We start from the raw sequence: 16,441 nt of genomic DNA on the forward strand, positions 1-16,441 counted from the left end.
ATAGATGAACGGCCACCGGCTGCGAGGCCAGGACCCGTATCGGCGGCAGCCTGGACATCGGCGGAACCGCGCAGGAACTCGCCGAGGTCGTCGTGCCCCGCTTCGCCGACTCCGTCAGCGTCAACCTGCTGGAGCCCGTCTTCCGGGGAGAGACGCCTCCTGTCCGCGTGGCGGTCATCCGGTGCTGCGCCGCGCGGGAGACCGAGGCCCAAACGATCGGTCTGCCCTGCCAGGCCTCGGTGACCGAGAGGCGCACATCGACCCCGGCGCACTGCCGGTTGCGGAGTGCCTCGCCGGCCGGACGGTGACGCGAGAGGAGAACGGGACATCCTTCATCGCTGTCCCGATCCGTACCCCGGACGCGGTCCTGGGCATCGCAGTGTCCGTCAGGAGCGAGAAGTCGCGCGAGCCGTTCGGGCCGGACGATGTCGCCGCCACCGAGGATCTCGTAGCTCGGCTCGCTGTGTGTCTCGACAACGCCCACCGGTTCACAAGGGAGCGCGGGATCGCACTGGCGCTTCAGCGGGCGATGTTGCCGCGGCGGCCCGCTCTTGCGGCCGTCGAGACGGTCAGCCGGTATCTGCCTGCTGGGAACGGGTCTCGGACCGGCGGGGCTGGTTCGACGTGATCCCCCTTCCCGGCGCGCGGGTCGGCCTCGTGATCGGTGATGTTGTGGGACACGGCATTGCCGCCTCGGTCACCATGGAGCGGCTGCGTACCGCGGTGCGCACGCTCGCCGACATCGATCTGTCGCCCGACGAACTCCTCACGCATCTTGATGACATCGTGACCCACACCGACGACCTGCCTACAGGGCCGCTGCTGGGACTCGGCAGCCTGCTCTTCGAGGCCGTGGACCTCGACATTCCCGACGGGAGCGTGCTGGCTCTGTTCACCGACGGTCTCGTCACATCCCGGGAATGCGACTTCGACGAAGACCTCTCCGACCTCCAACGGGCTCTGGCCCAGCCCGCCCGGTCACTGGACGCGCTGTGCGACAGCGTCCTGGCGTCCATGTGCACGCAGCCGCGCACCGACGACGTGGCCCTGCTGCTGGCCCGCACCAAGAGGCTCAGCGAGGATCAGGTGGCCGACTGGGCGGTGCCTCCTGATCCCGCAGCTGCGGTCACGATCCGCAGAGGAGTTGTGGACCGGCTGGCCGCGTTGCATCTGGAGGCCGCCGCCTTCGTCGCCGAACTCGCGGTCAGCGAGCTGGTGACCAACGCGATTCGCTATGGCGCGGAGCCGATCCGGCTCCAGCTGATCAGGGATCGGGGTCTGATCTGCGAGGTCTCCGACGGCAACAGCACCAGCCCTCACCTGCGCCGGGCCCGCACCTTCGACGAAGGCGGCCGTGGGCTCTTCATGGTCGCCCAGCTCACTCGCCGCTGGGGCACCCGCTACTCCATGACCGGCAGGACGAACTGGGCGGAACAGCAGCTTGACGAACTGATCCCATGACGCGGTCGTCGAGGTGCGAAGTCGCCGAAGGTACATCGCGGACCTGCCGGAGTGCCGAGAAGGCTTGGCGTCAGAGCGTCGCCCCCAGTTCCGTGCCCTGGCGGATCGCCCGCTTGGCGTCGAGTTCTGCGGCGAGGTCCGCGCCACCGATGAGGTGGGCCGACAGCCCGTCCTCGCGCAGTTCCTCGTAGAGGCTTCGGTTGGGTTCCTGGCCCGTGCACAGGACGACCGTGTCGACCGGGATCACTCGCTCCTCGCCGTCGACCGTGACGTGCAGACCCTCATCGTCGATGCGCCGGTACGTCACTCCCGCGACCATGGTGACCCCGCGGTGCTTCAGCTCGGCCCGGTGGATCCACCCCGTGGTCGCGCCCAGACCGGCGCCGACCTTGCTGGTCTTGCGCTGGAGGAGGTGAACGGTTCGTCGCGCCGTGGGCCGCTCAGGGCGCCCCAGTCCGCCACGCGTGCGGTAGTCGACGTCGACGCCCCAGCGCCGGAAGTAGACGTCAGGGCGGCGGCTGGCCTCGTCGCCCGGGTCGGTCAGGTAGAGCGCGGTGTCGAACCCGATACCGCCCGCCCCGAGGACCGCCACCCGCTCGCCCACCGGCACCTGGTCGCGCAGCACGTCCAGGTAGCTGACGACATTCGGGCGATCCCTGCCCGGGATGTCGGGAGTGCGGGGGGTGACGCCCGTCGCGACGACGACCTCGTCATAGGCGCCCTCTGCCAGCGCCTCAGCGGTGACCTTCGTGCCGAGGCGGACGTCCACGCCGTGCTCGTCGAGCTGGACGCGGAAGTAGCGCAGGGTCTCGTTGAACTCGTCCTTGCCCGGGACCTGCCGGGCGATGTTGAGCTGGCCGCCGATCTTGTCGTTGGCGTCGAACAACGTGACGTCGTGGCCGCGTTGGGCGGCCGTCACCGACACCGCCAGCCCGGCCGGACCTGCCCCCACCACGGCCAGGCGCTTGCGGCGGCGCGTCGGAGACAGCACCAGCTCCGTCTCATAGCCGGCCCGCGGGTTGACCAGACAAGAGATCGTCTTCTCGCTGAAGCCGTGGTCCAGGCACGCCTGGTTGCAGCCGATGCACGTGTTGATCGTGTCAGGGCGTCCGGCGCGTGACTTGGCGACGAAGTCCGGGTCGGCGAGGAACGGACGGGCCATCGAGACCATGTCCGCTCTGCCTTCCGCCAACAGTTCCTCCGCGACCTCTGGGGTGTTGATGCGGTTGCTGGTCACCAGGGGGACGGAAACGACTCCCTTCAGGCGCTGAGTGATCCATGAGAACGCGCCGCGCGGCACTGAGGTCGCGATGGTGGGGACGCGTGCCTCGTGCCAGCCGATCCCGGTGTTGATGATCGTGGCGCCGGCCGCCTCCACCGCCTTGGCGAGCGTGACCACCTCGTCCAGGGTGCTGCCGTCCGGGACGAGGTCGAGCATGGACAGGCGGTAGATGAGGATGAAGTCGGGGCCGACCCGTTCGCGCACGCGACGGACGATCTCCAGGGGGAACCGGACCCGGTTCTCGTAGGTGCCACCCCAACGGTCGGTGCGGTGGTTGGTGGCCGGGGCGATGAACTCGTTGATCAGGTAGCCCTCGGACCCCATGATTTCGACGCCGTCGTAGCCGGCTGTCCTGGCGAGCGCGGCCGCACGGACGAACGCCTCGATCGTCTCCTCGATCTCGTCATCGGTCAGCGCATGCGGCACGTATCTGCTGATCGGCGCCTGGAGTGCGCTGGGGGCGACCAGATCGGGGTGGTAGGCGTACCGGCCGGTGTGCAGGATCTGCATCGCGATCCGGCCCCCCTCGCGGTGCACCGCCTCGGTGACGAGCGCGTGCTGCTCGGCCTCAGCCTCGGTGGTGAGCTTGGCGCTTCTGGGGAAGGCTCGACCTCGGTCATCCGGGGCGATCCCGCCCGTGACGATGAGCCCGACGCCGCCGCGGGCCCGCTCGGCGTAGAAGGCGGCCATCCGCTCGAAGCCTCGCTCGGCCTCTTCCAGGCTCAGGTGCATCGAGCCCATCAGGACACGGTTCGGCAGGGTGGTGAACCCCAGATCGAGGGGGCTCAGCAGGTGAGGGTAGGGGGACATCGGCAGTGCTCCTGCTCCTGAGTCGTGCTGGGGCATGCAAGCAGTTTTATGACCCCGGAACGTTTATGCAATCAGTTGCAAAAGATCGCCGAAGTCTCGCGAAACAGGCTGTTCACCCCATTCACCAGCGGCTTCGCATCTGAACCGGGTCGCCGCAGCCGACCGTCCCGGCAGAAGACAGGTAGGGGATCAGGTATGCCATCAGGTATCCCTACCCGTAGCCCTCGCAACGTGCTGAACCCAGAGTCGGTACATGGACGAAACACATGTCGACGCAGTCATCGTGGGTGCCGGCTTCTCCGGCCTCTACGCCACCCACCGCCTCCGCAACCAGCAGGGCCTGTCGGTTCAGTCCTTCGAGGCGGCCTCGGGGCCGGGCGGCGTCTGGCACTGGAACCGGTACCCCGGCGCGCGTTGCGACTTCGAGAGCATCTTCTACTCCTTCTCCTTCGACGAGGACCTGCAGCGGGAGTGGCGCTGGAAAGAGCGGTACGCCGCGCAGCCGGAGATCCTGGCCTACCTGGAGCATGTGGCCGACCGGTTCGACCTGCGCCGCAGCTACCGGTTCAGCACGCGCGTCACGTCTGCGGTCTGGGACGACGCCGCTCAGCGCTGGGTTGTCGGCACGGACGACGGCGGCGTCACCATCGCGCGGTTCTTCATCAACGCGGCCGGCGCCTTCTCGGTGAACAAGCCGAACGACTTCCCGGGCCAGGAGACGTTCCGAGGCACAGTCGTCCACACCAGCCGGTGGCCGGCCGACGGCGTCGATCTGGCCGGCAAGCGTGTCGCCGTGATCGGCACCGGCTCGACCGGTATCCAGGTCATCCAGACGATCGCCCCGCAGGTCGCCGAACTGACCGTGTTCCAGCGGACCGCGAACTTCGCCTGTCCCCTCGGGAACCGTCCGCTCACCGACGAGGAGTTCGAGCAGACTGTCGCCGATTACCCGAGGCTGCGGGAGGAGTCGCGCAACAGCCTGGCCGGCGCCGCGTACCCGCGCGCCACGCGCTCCGCGATGGCGGACAGCCCCGAGGAACGCCGCAAGACGTACGACACGTACTACAACGGCGGCGGCTTCCGGATGCTCGCGTCCACCTACTTCGACCTGATCTTCAATCCGGCCGCCAACGAGACGGCGGCGGACTACATCCGGGACCGGATCCGGGAGCGGGTCAAGGACCCGAAGACCGCGGAACTGCTGACTCCGAAGGGGCACCCGTACGGCGCCAAGCGCGCCACGTTCGAGACGAAGTACTTCGAGACGTTCAACCTGCCGCACGTGCGTCTCGTCGACGCCAAGACGACCCCGATCGAGCGGATCACCGAGAAGGGCATCGCCACCACGGCCCAGGAATACGAGTTCGACGTGATCGTGCTCGCCACGGGCTTCGACGTGGGCGCGGGCGCCCTGATGCGGATGGGCGTGGTGGGCCGCGACGGCCGGAAACTGACCGACCACTGGGCCGACGGGCAGCGCGCGTACATCGGAATGGCCAACCACGGCTTCCCGAACCTGTTCCACGTCAACGGTCCGCAGAGCGCGGCGGCCCTCTTCAACAACCCGATCGCCATCGAGGACAGTGTCGACTTCATCGCCGACCTCATCGCCTATACGGACGCGCACGGTCACCGGACGGCCGAGGTGACGGCCGCGGCCGAGGACCGGTACAACGAGGTGGTCCTGGAGGTCGCCGAGGCGACCCTGTTCCCCAACGCGGTCACCTGGTACATGGGCGACAACATTCCGGGCAAGCCGCGGAGGCCGATCTCACTGTTCACCGGCGCGCCGATGTACCGCGCCATCTGCGCGGAGGTTCAGGCGACCGAGTACGCCGGTTTCTCGCTCGACGGGGACGCGCGAGACCTGCCGAACTCGATCAAGATCGACGGTGCGGCGGTCTTCCTCCTCGCCGGCCTGATGAACATGGGCGCCAAGCCGCTCGAGGAGTCCTCCCTGGAGGAGATCCGAGCAGGCATCGAGACCTTCAAGCACCTGCAGCTGCCGGTTCCCTCGGATGTCGGCATCACCGACACCCAGTACCCGACCGCCGGTGGTGAGCGGACGGTGCGCCTGTACCGGCCGCCGGTCGAGGGCCCGCTGCCCGTGGTCGTCTTCTTCCACGGCGGCGGCTGGGTCGCCGGCAGCCTGGACCTGTACGACGAGCCCTGCGCGTCCCTGGCCCGGCGCCTCGGCGCTCTGGTCGTGTCCCCGGACTACCGGCTCGCCCCCGAGCACCCGTTCCCGGCGGCGGTCGACGACACGATGGCGGCTCTGCGCTGGGCGGCGGAGAACATCGCCGGGTACGGCGGCGACCCGGAGCGGATCGCGGTGGGTGGCGAGAGCGCCGGTGCGAACCTCGCCGCGGTGGCCGCGATGCGCACCCGGGACGAGGGCGGACCGCGCCTTGCCGCCCAGGTCCTCGTCACTCCGCCGACCGATTTCACCGCCGACACCGAGTCCCGCAAGACCTTCGCGCGCGGCCCGATCATCTCCACCGAGCTGGGCGGGCGCATGGCGGCCTGGTATCTCGGCGACCCTGCCCACGTGACGTCGTCCTGGGCCGCCCCGGCACACGCGCCGGACCTGTCGAACCTGCCGCCCGCACTGGTGGTCACCATGGAGATCGATCCGCTGCGCGACGAGGGCGAGGACTACGCGCGAGCGCTGACGGAAGCCGGTGTGCCGACCGTCTGCAAGCGCCTCGACGGTCTGATCCACACCACGTTCGTGCTCTCCGGCTCGATCCCTCGCGCCGCCGAGATCCAGGACGCCATCAGCGACTTCCTCGCGCCGCTGCTGTCGGCCGAGGCCGGGAAGGCGAAGGCCGCGGCCACCCTCGGCTGAGCAGGCCCGGCGACTTTACGGCACACGAGCCGTGAGCGGACGGGTGCCGATTGCTTGCCCGGCGCCTGGCCGGGCCTGTGCCCCGCGGCATCGATGGCTTGATGCCCACGGGGCACCGCTTCTGACGCTCGCTCATCGCATGCCAGGGATACCCGCCACCGTCCGGCGCGCGATGGCGGGGCACCACAGCACGATCACCATTACGCAGACCGGAGAGGAAATCAGCATGACCGGAATTCTGGAGGGCAAGCGTGCGCTGCTGACCGGCGCGCACCGGGGCATCGGCCGGGCGGTCGCCGAAGCGTTCGTCGCCGCCGGCGCCCGCGTCGTGATCGCCGACATCGAGGGGGCCGACAAGGCAGCTCTGGAGATCGGCCACGACACCGTCGGCGTCACCTGCGACGTCCGCTCCGGCGACAGCGTGGCCGCGGCGGTCGCCGAGGCCATGCGTGCCCTAGGCGGACTCGACGTGCTGGTCAACAACGCCGGTGTCGAGTGCTTCGGTCTCCTCCACGAACTGACCGAGGACGAGTTCGATCGGATGTACTCGGTCAACCTGCGGGGTACCTGGCTGGTCTACAAGCACGCGGTTCCCGCGCTGACGGACGGCGGCGGCGCGATCGTCAACCTCGCCTCGCTGGCCGGCGTCGTCGGGTTCCCCCTGCTCGGCGCCTACGCGGCGGTCAAGGCCGGTGTCGTGCGCATGACCGAGGTGATGGCGCTTGAGCTGCGCGACCTTGGCGTGCGCGCCAACGCCATCTGTCCCGGGTTCATCGACACCCCCATGATCGAGCGCGCCTTCACAGAGTTCGAGGCCGCCACCGGAACGCCGCTGAAGGATCTGATCACCCTGGGGCAGGGACGGCTCGGCACACCCGGGGAAGTGGCTTCGCTGGCCACCTACCTGGCCTCGGAGGGCGCCTCGTTCGTCAACGGCACCGCCACCGTGATCGACGGGGGAATGAACGTGCGGCGACTGTGAGAGGGTGAATCTACCGATTTCTCCCTCTCTCGGATTATTCCAGGTGCCACTCGTACAGGCCGCTGGTCGGCGTGCGCGCCACGGTGGACTTCCCGAGGGCCAGAACAAGCGAGGCAGCGCGGCCCGCTCCCGGCGCTCGTGCCGGTCTGGGAGGACGAAGGCGGACTCGTCCTCCGCGTGCAACGGCCGGCCTCCGGGCCTTGGGCCCGACTGCCGCTCACCGCCGGCGCACCCACTCGGTGGGGCAATCGTGCTCACCGGCGGCGTCAGGCGCCGAGGCTCTTGGCGCCCTTGCGGGCGGCGACCGTCACCCATCGGACCGGGGCGGCCCACGTCCCTGGTGAACCCGACGTTTACGTCACAAGAGAGACGGCGGCACAAGCCCTGCCCGACCGGTCCAGCGCGCGGGCAGCCCCTGCGGCGACGCCGACGATCGCCTCACCGAGGTTGGTGGCGTAACCGGTTGCGGCGCACCTGGGCCAGCACCTGCTCGAAGTCCGCGGCGGTGCAGATGGTGGTGTCCGTGCGGGGCGGGAATCCGGCGGCCCTGCGGGCCGCTGCCAGGGCAGGGTCGAAGGCCGCGATCGCTTTGCCGGCGCTGGAGCAGCGCGTGGGCCGGCGCGGCTTCGCCTGGCGGATGGCCGGCTTCTCTTCCGCGAGGCCGCGGCTGCGCAGCATGGTCAGCAGCCGGTGCGCCGTGCTCTTGGCCACTCCGAGCCGGCGGGCGACGTCGGCCCGCCGACTCTCGGGTTGAGGCCGGGGACTGGACAGGTGTCGCGGGTGGATGCTGCGAGCAGGCTTTTGCTTGCTGGGGCTGGTCGCGAGAATTGATCAGACCCGCGAGGGTGTGGTGTTCGGGTTGGACTCGCCTAGGATCTCTGCATGACTAGCGCCCAGGCCTCTCAACGAGGAGGGAACCGGGTCGGTCCGTCTCTGAGTCGCTTGATCGCGCGAAGGAGCGATCTCGACGTCGCACAGCGGACACTGTCGGAATCCAGGCTGCTGACCTTCGTCGGGGCAGGCGGTGTGGGTAAGACGCGACTGGCCCTGGAATTGGCCTATCGAGCTCGCAACGGCTTCCCCGACGGCGCGTGGCTGGTCCGACTGGCCGATCTGAGCATCGGTGCAGGGGGCGCGGAGGTGGAGTCCGCGGTGGTCAGCGCCTTGGACATCAATGATCAGTCCGCCACGCAGCCCCGTGAGAAGCTGCTGTCCTTCTTGAGCAACCGCAAACTGCTGCTGGTTATGGATAACTGCGAGCACGTGCTGGATTCCGTGCGGGCGGCGGTGCCAGTCATGCTGCGCGAGGCTCCGCAGCTGCGCGTGGTGGCCACGAGCCGGGAACCCCTCGGTGTCCAGGGGGAGGTGCTGCGGCCGGTGCTGCCTCTGAGCGTGCCCGAACCGGCCACCCCGGCTGCGCAGCTGATCGCGGACGGGTCGGTGAGCCTGCTGGTGGAGCGGGCGCGTGCCGTCGATCCCGAGTTCGATGTCACCGAGGACAACGCTGAGGCCGTGGTCGAGCTGTGCCGACTGCTGGAGGGCATACCGCTGGCTATCGAGCTGGCAGCAGCGAAGATGCGAGCGCTGACCGTCGAGCAGGTGGTGGAACGGTTCGGCCGACGACTGGCGTCGTTGACCGCGCCGGATGCCGAGTCCCGATCGCGGCACGGATCACTGCGGGCGATGGTGGATTGGAGCTACCAGCTTTGCCCGCGGACCGCGCAGATCCTCTGGCGCCGTTTGTCGGTGTTTCCCGCAACCTTCGATCTTGAGCTCGCTGAAGAGGTCTGTGCTTTTGGCGAACTGCACCCCGACGACGTCGTCGATTCCATCGAGCGTCTGGTCGGGCAGTCGATTCTGCTGGCAGAGCGCGACGTCGGCACCATGCGGTACCGCATGCTCGCTCCCGTCCGTGAGATCGCGGCCGAAAACGCCGAACAGGCCGGCGAAGCGGACGAGTTGCGGCGCAGACATCGCGACGTGATGCTGCGCCGGGCCCAGTGGGTCCTCGACCAGTGGTGCGGTCCCCAGCAGGAGGCCCTGCTGGAGCGGATGCGCCTGGAGCACGCGGACCATGTCGCAGCGGTGCAGTGGAGCCTCTCCACTCCGGGGGAGGAACGAGCCGCTCTGCGCCTGATGGCACGGCTGCGCTACCACTGGCTGTCCGGAGGATTCCTCGCCGACGGCCGGACGCGCATGGAGGCGGCGCTCGCTGCGGTCACCGCGCCGTCGCCGGAGCGGGCCGAGGGCGTGTGGGTGATGATCTGGATCGCGTTGATCCAGGGGGACCACCACAGTGCCGCACGGTGGCTCAGCACACTTGCGGACCTCGCCGAGGAACTGGACGACCCCGGCGTGAAGCTGCGTGTCACCCACTGGGGAGCGCTGTGGGCGCTCTTCACCGGAGACGCAGAGACCGCGGTGCAGGGCTTGCGAACCGCTGTCGACGGACACCGCGACCGCGGTGATCGTGAGTTGGAACTCGCCGCTCGCTATATGCTCGCCACCGCGCTCGCCTGCGCCGGCCGGGCAGCCGAGGCTGTGGAGATCAGCCGCAGCACGGTGGCGTTGTGCGAGAGGTACCGAGACAGGTCCGGCCGCGCCTTCTCCCTCTGGGCTGCGGGCCTGGCCGAGTGGACGTTGGGCCACCTGGAGGAGGCGGAGCGATCGGCCCGTGCGGCACTGCGGGTTCAACTCCCGTCCGAAGGGATCGGCGTCGCTCTGTGCACCGACCTGCTGGCCTGGGTGGCCTACGACCGTGGTGAGGTGGACCGCGCGGCCGCACTGTGCGAGGCGGCACGGCGAGTGTGGCGTTCCCTCGGCACGTCGATCGCCGCATTCGGGCCGCAGGTGTCGGAGTTCGCGGAACGCCACTGCGCCCACCGGCCCGATCTGCCGGGTTCCGGGGGTGGCGAGCTCTCCGTTCCTCTGTGGCGCCTGCGGGACGTGATCGATCTGGCCCTGGGGGCCGAGGGGAGTACGGCCGTGGCCCGGCGCGCCGATGCCACCGAGCCGCTCACCAAGCGGGAGCTGGAGGTCGCCGCCCTGATCGAATCCGGATTGTCCAACCGGGAGATCGCCCATCGGCTGGTGATCGCGAAGCGCACCGCCGACGGTCACGTCGAGCGGATCCTCGCCAAGCTCGGGTTCACCTCGCGGGCCCAGATCGCCGCGTGGATGGCCCGGCGACGCGCTCAGTTCGCCGGGCGTACGGGCGGGATCGGATAGCGCCGACCGCACCCGGCTCCGACCGCTGTCGCCCGTCAGACGTAAGGGCCTCTGAGCTGCTACAGCTGCTCAGAGGCCCTCATCCCGTGTCTTCAGACGCTGGATGCGGTGATCTCCCGCTTGAGGATCTTGCCGGTAGGCCCGGTCGGCAGGGAGTCGGTCAGCCACACGCGGCGCGGGTACTTGTACGCCGCCACCCGCTCCTTGACGAACTTCTGCAGTTCCTCCGGCGTGGCCTGCGCACCGGGGCGCAGGACGACCGCGGCGGCCACCTCCTCCCCGAGCTTGTCGTCCGGCACGCCCACGACGGCGGCCAGGGCGACGGCGGGGTGCTCGTGCAGGACCTCTTCGATCTCGCGCGGATAGACGTTGTAGCCGCCCCGGATGATCAGGTCCTTCTTGCGGTCGACGATGTACAGGTCACCGTCCTTGTCCCGCCGGGCCATGTCACCGGTGCGGAACCAGCCGTCGGAGATGGCCGCTGCGGTCTCCTCGGGACGGTTCCAGTAGCCCTTCATCACGTTCGGGCCGCGCACGACCAGCTCGCCCACCTGGCCAGTGGCCACTTCCTGTCCGTCGGCGTCCAGCAGCCGTACCTCGACGTCGCGGACGGGCGTCCCCACCGAACCGGGCTTGCGCAGGCGGTCGGGGCGGCAGAAGGAGACGGCGGGGCTCGTCTCGGACAGGCCGTAGGCCTCCAACACCGTGCAGCCGAAGTGGCGCTCGAAGCCGTGCAGGATCTCCACCGGCAGCGCGGCCCCGCCCGAGATGCAGGTACGCAGGGCGGACACATCAACGTTCGCGGCAGCCGGATGCTGCAGCAGCGCCGCGTACATGGTGGGGACGCCCTCGAACACGGTGGCGCCCTCGCGAGCGAGAATGTCGAGCACAGTCTCCGCGTCGAACCGGGGGACGATCACGAGCAGAGCGCCACTCTTCACCGCGGCGTTGAGGGTGGCGGTCTGGCCGAAGATGTGGAAGAGCGGCAGGCAGCCCACCACCACGTCGTCCGAGACCATCCTGGCCAGGTCGGTGACGATGATCTCGGTGTTGTGGCGCAGGTTCGCATGGGTCAGCGAGGCGCCCTTGGGGCGGCCGGTGGTGCCGGAGGTGTAGAGCAGGACCGCGATGTCGTCCCCGTCGACCGTGGCGACCTGCGGATCGGGCTCGTGCCGCCCGAGACGCTCGGCGAAGTCGGCGGGCTCGACGACCAGGTGCCGCACGCCGGCGGCGGCAGCGCCCTTGTCGCCCTCACCAGGCGCCTCGTGCCACTCGAAGAGCAGCACGGCACCGCAGTCGCCCAGGTGGTAGGCGACCTCCCGCTCCTTGAGCAGCGGGTTCAGCGGCAGGACTATGCCGCCGGCGCGCAGGATGCCGTAGTAGAGGATGACGAACTCGGGTGAGCTGGGCAGCATCAGGGCCACCCGGTCGCCGGGCCGGACCCCCTCGGCACGCAGCAGTGCGGCGGCTCGGGCGCTCGCCTCGTCCAGCTCCGCGTAGCTGATGGTCGCCGCTCCCAGCCGCAGCGCGGGGCGCTCCGGCTGTCGGGCGGCGGTCGCCACCAGGAACTCCGCGAGATTGGGCATGCCTGTCTCCTCTTGCGACTACGTGCATCGCACGTCCCAGCGATGCTTGGCGGCATGCTGCCGCCCGTAATGAGGAGCGTCTATGGCGGCACATACAGCATCGCCGTGGACTACTTGTTCCCAGGAACAAGGACACCACCCTAAGCTGCGGAGATGGACCTCTCCGGTGTCGCTTCGGTGCTGCAGGAGCGCCTTCACGAAATCAGTGAGGCGTTGGCGGTACGCATTCGTGCCGAGGTTGATTCCTACGCCGATGATTCGGTTGTTCCCAGGGAATCGCTGCGGCTTTCCGTGGAGCGCAATGCCCGGGTCGTGCTGGCGTATTTCGCCGAGGGCAGCGAGCCCGACTCCCGCCCGGCGCGCGAGACCGGGCGGATCCGCGCCGAGCAGGGCGTCCCGCTGGTGGACGCCCTGCACGCCTACCGGATCGCGTTCGACTCGCTCTGGGCGCACATCCTCGACGAGGCCCGGCGCCACCCCGAAGTGGCTGAGGCCCAGCTCGCAGCCGGATCCTCGGAGATCTGGATGCTCTTCGGCCGGTACGCGGAGGTGCTTGCCACCGCATACCGGGAGACCTCCACCGAGTTGAGCCGGCAGCGCGAGGCGAGACGTTCAGCACTGGTCGAGGCCCTGTGCAGGGGCGACATCACGGACCGTACCGGTCTCGATGACGCGGCGCGCCATCTCGGGCTGCCCAAGGACGGACCGTATGCGGTGGTGGTGGCCGCGGCCCTCGGGGGAGAGGAACCGTTGCCCGGGATCGAGGCGGCGTTGCGAGAGGCTCACGTGCCCTCGGCCTGGAGACTGCTGCTGGACCAGCAGATTGGTGTGCTGTCCCTCGCCGCGCCGGACGCCGAGACGCTGAGCCTCCGGACCCTGCGGCGGCGCCGCGCCCGGATGGGGATCAGCCCGCTGTTCGACTCCCTCGCCGACATCCCTCAGGCACTGCGCTTCGCACGGCTGGCCCTCGCCGGGCTGGCCGGGGAGTCGGCGGGCGTGGCCCGCTTCGACGACCATCCGCTGGCCATGGTCGTCGCGGCAGCGCCCGAGGAGGCGACACGCCTGGTGCACGTCATCCTGAAACCCGTGCTCGTCCTGCCCCCGCAGGACCGGACGCGCCTCCTGGAGACTCTCCGCCACTGGTTCGCCGCAGGTGGCCGGGCACAGGACACCGCCGAGCGGATGTTCCTGCATCCGAACACGGTCCGTTACCGGTTGCGCCGGATCGAGGAACTGACCGGTCGCTCCCTGTCCGACCCCCGCACCCTGGCCGATCTCGGGGCGGCGCTGGAGGCCCTGCGCGTCCTTCCTCACTGATCAGGCGGTACGGGCCGGGAGCCGCGACCGGCCACCTTATGCTCCCCGCATGGAGCTACGGCACATCCGCTACTTCGTCGCCGTCGCCGAGGAGTGCCACTTCGGGCGCGCCGCGGAACGTCTGCACATCGCCCAGCCTCCGCTGTCGCAGCAGATCAAACAGCTGGAGACGGAACTCGGCGTACAACTGCTGATCCGGTCGACCCGCCGGGTCGAACTCACACCCGCCGGTGCCCGGTTCCTGGAGCGGGCGCGCGGCATCCTCGCCGCGGTGGACGCCACCGCGGACGAGGCAGGGCTCGTCGCCTCCGGCCTGGTCGGCAAAGTCGCCATCGGTTTCACCGGTTCGGCGACGTACGAGCTGCTGCCGACGGTGGCCCGCGCGCTGCGCGAGGAGTTCCCGGGGATCGAGCTGGAGCTCAAGGGGGAGATGCTGACACCACGCCAGGTGGAAGCGCTGCACGACCGGTCCCTGGACATCGCCTTCCTGCGCCCCCCGGTACGCGACCCCGAGCTGAACGTCCTGGTGTTCCGTCGGGAACCGCTCATCGCCGTGCTGCCGGAGGGGCACGAACTCGCCGGCCGGAAGAGCGTGCCGCTGGCCGAGCTGCAGACCGAACCGTTCATCTGTTACCCCTCCCAGCATCGATCGGTGGTGTACGACGCCGTCTTCGATGCCTGCCAGCGAGCGGGCTTCCATCCTTCGGCGGTGCAGGAGGTGGCCGAGACCTCGACTCTCGTTGCCTTTGTCGCCGGCGGGCTCGGCGTCGCGCTCGTGCCCGCCTCCGTGCGGCACCTGCACATCACGGGGGCCACATACCGGCCCCTGTCGGGCACGACCGAGGAGGTCGAGCTGGCCGTCGCGACCCGAGCGGGTGAGGACTCCGCACTGCTCGCCCGGGTGATGCCCCGCCTGCGGTGGCTGCTGGGCGGCGGCCGACCTGCCGCCCGCTGACGGCTCGGACCTGCTCTGACGTGTCGTGGGTCTCTGTACTGCCACGACGGCCGATGGGTAATCTCGCAAAAGCAAGCGCTTAGTCAGATGCTTGGTCCCCTCTGTGTGCTCGCCGGTCCGCTGGTCTCCGCTGGTCGCGAGCCTTGACGAAGGAGCATGTCCGTGCGCCGTACGGTATTCAACGAAGATCACGAGGCGTTCCGGGAGACCCTCCGCGCCTTCATCGAGGCCGAGGTCGTTCCGGTCCACGACGAATGGCTCGCCGCCGGCCAGGCGCCGCGCGAGTTCTACTACAAGCTCGCTGAGCTGGGCCTGTTCGGGATCACCGTGCCGGAGGAGTACGGCGGCGCGGGCGTGGACACCCACAAGTTCGAGGCCATCCAGTACGAGGAGACGGCCCGCGCCGGTGTCTCCTTCGGCGGGTCCGGCGTCCACGTCAACCTCTGCCTGCCGTACATCAAGATGCTCGCCACCGACGAGCAGAAGAAGCGCTACCTGCCCAAGTTCGTCTCCGGTGAGGAGATGTGGGCCATCGCGATGACCGAGCCGGGCACCGGCTCCGACCTGGCCGGCATGAAGACCACCGCCAAGCTGAGCGAGGACGGCACGCACTACGTCCTCAACGGCGCCAAGACCTTCATCACCGGCGGTGTGCACGCCGACCGCGTCATCGTCTGCGCCCGCACCGCCGCCCCGACGGCCGAGGACCGCCGCCACGGCATCTCCCTCCTCGTGGTGGACACCAAGTCCGAGGGCTACTCGGTCGGCCGCAAGCTCGACAAGCTCGGTATGAAGACCTCCGACACCGCCGAGCTGGCCTTCGTCGACGTCAAGGTGCCCGTCGAGAACCTCCTCGGTGAGGAGAACAAGGGCTTCTACTACCTCGGCCACAACCTCGCCTCCGAGCGCTGGGGCATCGCCTACGGCGCGTACGCGCAGGCCAAGGCCGCCATCCGGTTCACCCAGCAGTACGTGCAGGATCGGGTCGTCTTCGGCAAGCCGGTCGCCACGTTCCAGAACACCAAGTTCGAGCTGGCCGCCTGCAAGGCCGAGGTGGACGCGGCCGAGGCCGTGATCGACCGCGCCACGGAGGCCCTCGACGCCGGTGAGCTGACCCCGGCCGAGGCCGCCAGCACAAAGCTCTTCTGCACCGAGGTCGCCCACTGCGTGATCGACCGCTGCCTCCAGCTGCACGGCGGCTACGGCTACATGAACGAGTACCCGATCGCCCGCCTGTACGCCGACAACCGCGTCAACCGGATCGTCGGTGGCACCAGCGAGATCATGAAGACGATCATCGCCAAGGACATGGGTCTGTAGGCATCAGGCACTCCCGTCCCTGCTCGATCGGCTCGACGTCGGGTAGATCGAGCAGGACGTCTTCTGAACATGACGCCCCCGATATCAATCCATTAGTGACCGATATTTCACACGTCATTGCGGCGCTGTAACACTCAGAGCAACCGCAGGCCGCGGCAGTGGCGCACCGCCCGAGCGGCCCCGCGGACGTCGGCTCGGACCAAGGAGCGCCCGATGACGCCGTTCATGATTTCCGTGATGTCCCTGCTCGACGGGGCGCCGCCGCCCGTGCCGGAGACCGAGCCGAGCCAGGCCGGCCCGGTGGCGGTCCTCACCGACACGCAGGTCGTCGTCCGGTCCCTCGCAGAGCAGTTGATCTGCGAGGCGAACACGGTCCTCCGGGACCACGGCACCGCCTTCACCCTGGTGGACGCGACCGGCCCCGGAAGCCTGTCATTCACCATCGGCTGCGGCGAAGCCGAAGCCCGGGTGGAGACCGCCGTGTCCGGCCGTACCGCCGTCGCCCGGCTCACCGCCCCCAGTCTCCCGGACGACGTACCGCGCCGGCTCACCAGCGAGGACGAGCTTCAGGCACTCCTGCTCGGCCTGATCGCCGCCTCCGTACGCCGCTGAAACAGCGCGGCAACCGTCCCTGATGCCGATGAAGCCCGTC

The 16,441-nt window shown here is 69.3% G+C and carries 10 protein-coding genes and 1 pseudogene; 8 read left to right on the forward strand and 3 right to left on the reverse strand.

What is annotated here, in order from left to right:
• Window positions 1–406: 406 nt before the first annotated feature.
• Window positions 407–1,461, forward strand: a pseudogene (locus EDD90_RS50225) (SpoIIE family protein phosphatase); the annotation flags it as partial.
• A gap of 70 nt (window positions 1,462–1,531) precedes the next feature.
• Here EDD90_RS50225 and EDD90_RS50230 read toward each other — a convergent pair.
• Window positions 1,532–3,553 (reverse strand): NADPH-dependent 2,4-dienoyl-CoA reductase, encoded by a 2,022-nt coding sequence (locus EDD90_RS50230; RefSeq protein ID WP_123979857.1) that lies wholly within the window; start codon window positions 3,551–3,553, stop codon window positions 1,532–1,534.
• Window positions 3,554–3,806: 253 nt separating this feature from the next.
• On the opposite strand from EDD90_RS50230, the gene EDD90_RS50235 reads away from it, so the two are divergent.
• Entirely contained in the window at window positions 3,807–6,401 is a 2,595-nt protein-coding gene (locus tag EDD90_RS50235) for an alpha/beta hydrolase fold domain-containing protein (RefSeq protein ID WP_123979859.1), read from the forward strand.
• Window positions 6,402–6,627: 226 nt separating this feature from the next.
• The gene (locus EDD90_RS50240; RefSeq protein WP_123979861.1) at window positions 6,628–7,383 is read left to right on the forward strand and encodes an SDR family NAD(P)-dependent oxidoreductase; all 756 of its coding nucleotides are present in this window, start codon (window positions 6,628–6,630) and stop codon (window positions 7,381–7,383) included.
• Between the two features lie 438 nt (window positions 7,384–7,821).
• Here EDD90_RS50240 and EDD90_RS56530 read toward each other — a convergent pair whose 3' ends face one another.
• Window positions 7,822–8,211, reverse strand: coding sequence for a helix-turn-helix domain-containing protein (locus tag EDD90_RS56530; RefSeq protein WP_123979863.1), 390 nt, complete (start codon window positions 8,209–8,211; stop codon window positions 7,822–7,824).
• A 54-nt stretch (window positions 8,212–8,265) separates the two neighbouring features.
• On the opposite strand from EDD90_RS56530, the gene EDD90_RS50250 reads away from it, so the two are divergent.
• Window positions 8,266–10,611 carry a LuxR C-terminal-related transcriptional regulator gene (locus EDD90_RS50250; protein WP_123979865.1) on the forward strand — a complete coding sequence of 782 codons (2,346 nt, stop codon included), beginning with the start codon at window positions 8,266–8,268 and terminating at the stop codon, window positions 10,609–10,611.
• 92 nt (window positions 10,612–10,703) lie between these two features.
• Here the strand turns inward: EDD90_RS50250 and EDD90_RS50255 are convergent, their stop codons facing one another.
• The gene (locus EDD90_RS50255; protein WP_123979867.1) at window positions 10,704–12,197 is read right to left on the reverse strand and encodes a long-chain fatty acid--CoA ligase; all 1,494 of its coding nucleotides are present in this window, start codon (window positions 12,195–12,197) and stop codon (window positions 10,704–10,706) included.
• Between the two features lie 153 nt (window positions 12,198–12,350).
• Here EDD90_RS50255 and EDD90_RS50260 point away from each other — a divergent pair, with 153 nt between their 5' ends.
• The 4 genes from EDD90_RS50260 to EDD90_RS50275 all read left to right on the forward strand — a co-directional run bounded on the left by EDD90_RS50260 (window position 12,351) and on the right by EDD90_RS50275 (window position 16,401).
• Window positions 12,351–13,514, forward strand: coding sequence for a CdaR family transcriptional regulator (locus EDD90_RS50260; RefSeq protein WP_123979869.1), 1,164 nt, complete (start codon window positions 12,351–12,353; stop codon window positions 13,512–13,514).
• 49 nt (window positions 13,515–13,563) lie between these two features.
• Entirely contained in the window at window positions 13,564–14,469 is a 906-nt protein-coding gene (locus EDD90_RS50265; RefSeq protein ID WP_123979871.1) for a LysR family transcriptional regulator, read from the forward strand.
• Between the two features lie 162 nt (window positions 14,470–14,631).
• Complete coding sequence (locus EDD90_RS50270; protein WP_123979873.1) at window positions 14,632–15,789, forward strand: acyl-CoA dehydrogenase family protein; 1,158 nt, start codon at window positions 14,632–14,634, stop codon at window positions 15,787–15,789.
• Between the two features lie 213 nt (window positions 15,790–16,002).
• Window positions 16,003–16,401, forward strand: coding sequence for a hypothetical protein (locus EDD90_RS50275; RefSeq protein WP_123979875.1), 399 nt, complete (start codon window positions 16,003–16,005; stop codon window positions 16,399–16,401).
• Window positions 16,402–16,441: the final 40 nt, after the last annotated feature.

Source organism: Streptomyces sp. Ag109_O5-1, from assembly GCF_003814875.1.
Classification (GTDB): domain Bacteria; phylum Actinomycetota; class Actinomycetes; order Streptomycetales; family Streptomycetaceae; genus Streptomyces; species Streptomyces sasae.

Excerpts from the sequence above, each read along its gene's own strand:
- EDD90_RS50235 (WP_123979859.1), top strand. The coding sequence starts at position 3,807 with ATGGACGAAACACATGTCGACGCAGTCATCGTGGGTGCCGGCTTCTCC.
- EDD90_RS50265 (WP_123979871.1), top strand. The coding sequence starts at position 13,564 with ATGGAGCTACGGCACATCCGCTACTTCGTCGCCGTCGCCGAGGAGTGC.
- EDD90_RS50275 (WP_123979875.1), top strand. The coding sequence starts at position 16,003 with ATGACGCCGTTCATGATTTCCGTGATGTCCCTGCTCGACGGGGCGCCG.
- EDD90_RS50260 (WP_123979869.1), top strand. The coding sequence starts at position 12,351 with ATGGACCTCTCCGGTGTCGCTTCGGTGCTGCAGGAGCGCCTTCACGAA.
- EDD90_RS50240 (WP_123979861.1), top strand. The coding sequence starts at position 6,628 with ATGACCGGAATTCTGGAGGGCAAGCGTGCGCTGCTGACCGGCGCGCAC.
- EDD90_RS50255 (WP_123979867.1), bottom strand. The coding sequence starts at position 12,197 with ATGCCCAATCTCGCGGAGTTCCTGGTGGCGACCGCCGCCCGACAGCCG.
- EDD90_RS50230 (WP_123979857.1), bottom strand. The coding sequence starts at position 3,553 with ATGTCCCCCTACCCTCACCTGCTGAGCCCCCTCGATCTGGGGTTCACC.
- EDD90_RS50250 (WP_123979865.1), top strand. The coding sequence starts at position 8,266 with ATGACTAGCGCCCAGGCCTCTCAACGAGGAGGGAACCGGGTCGGTCCG.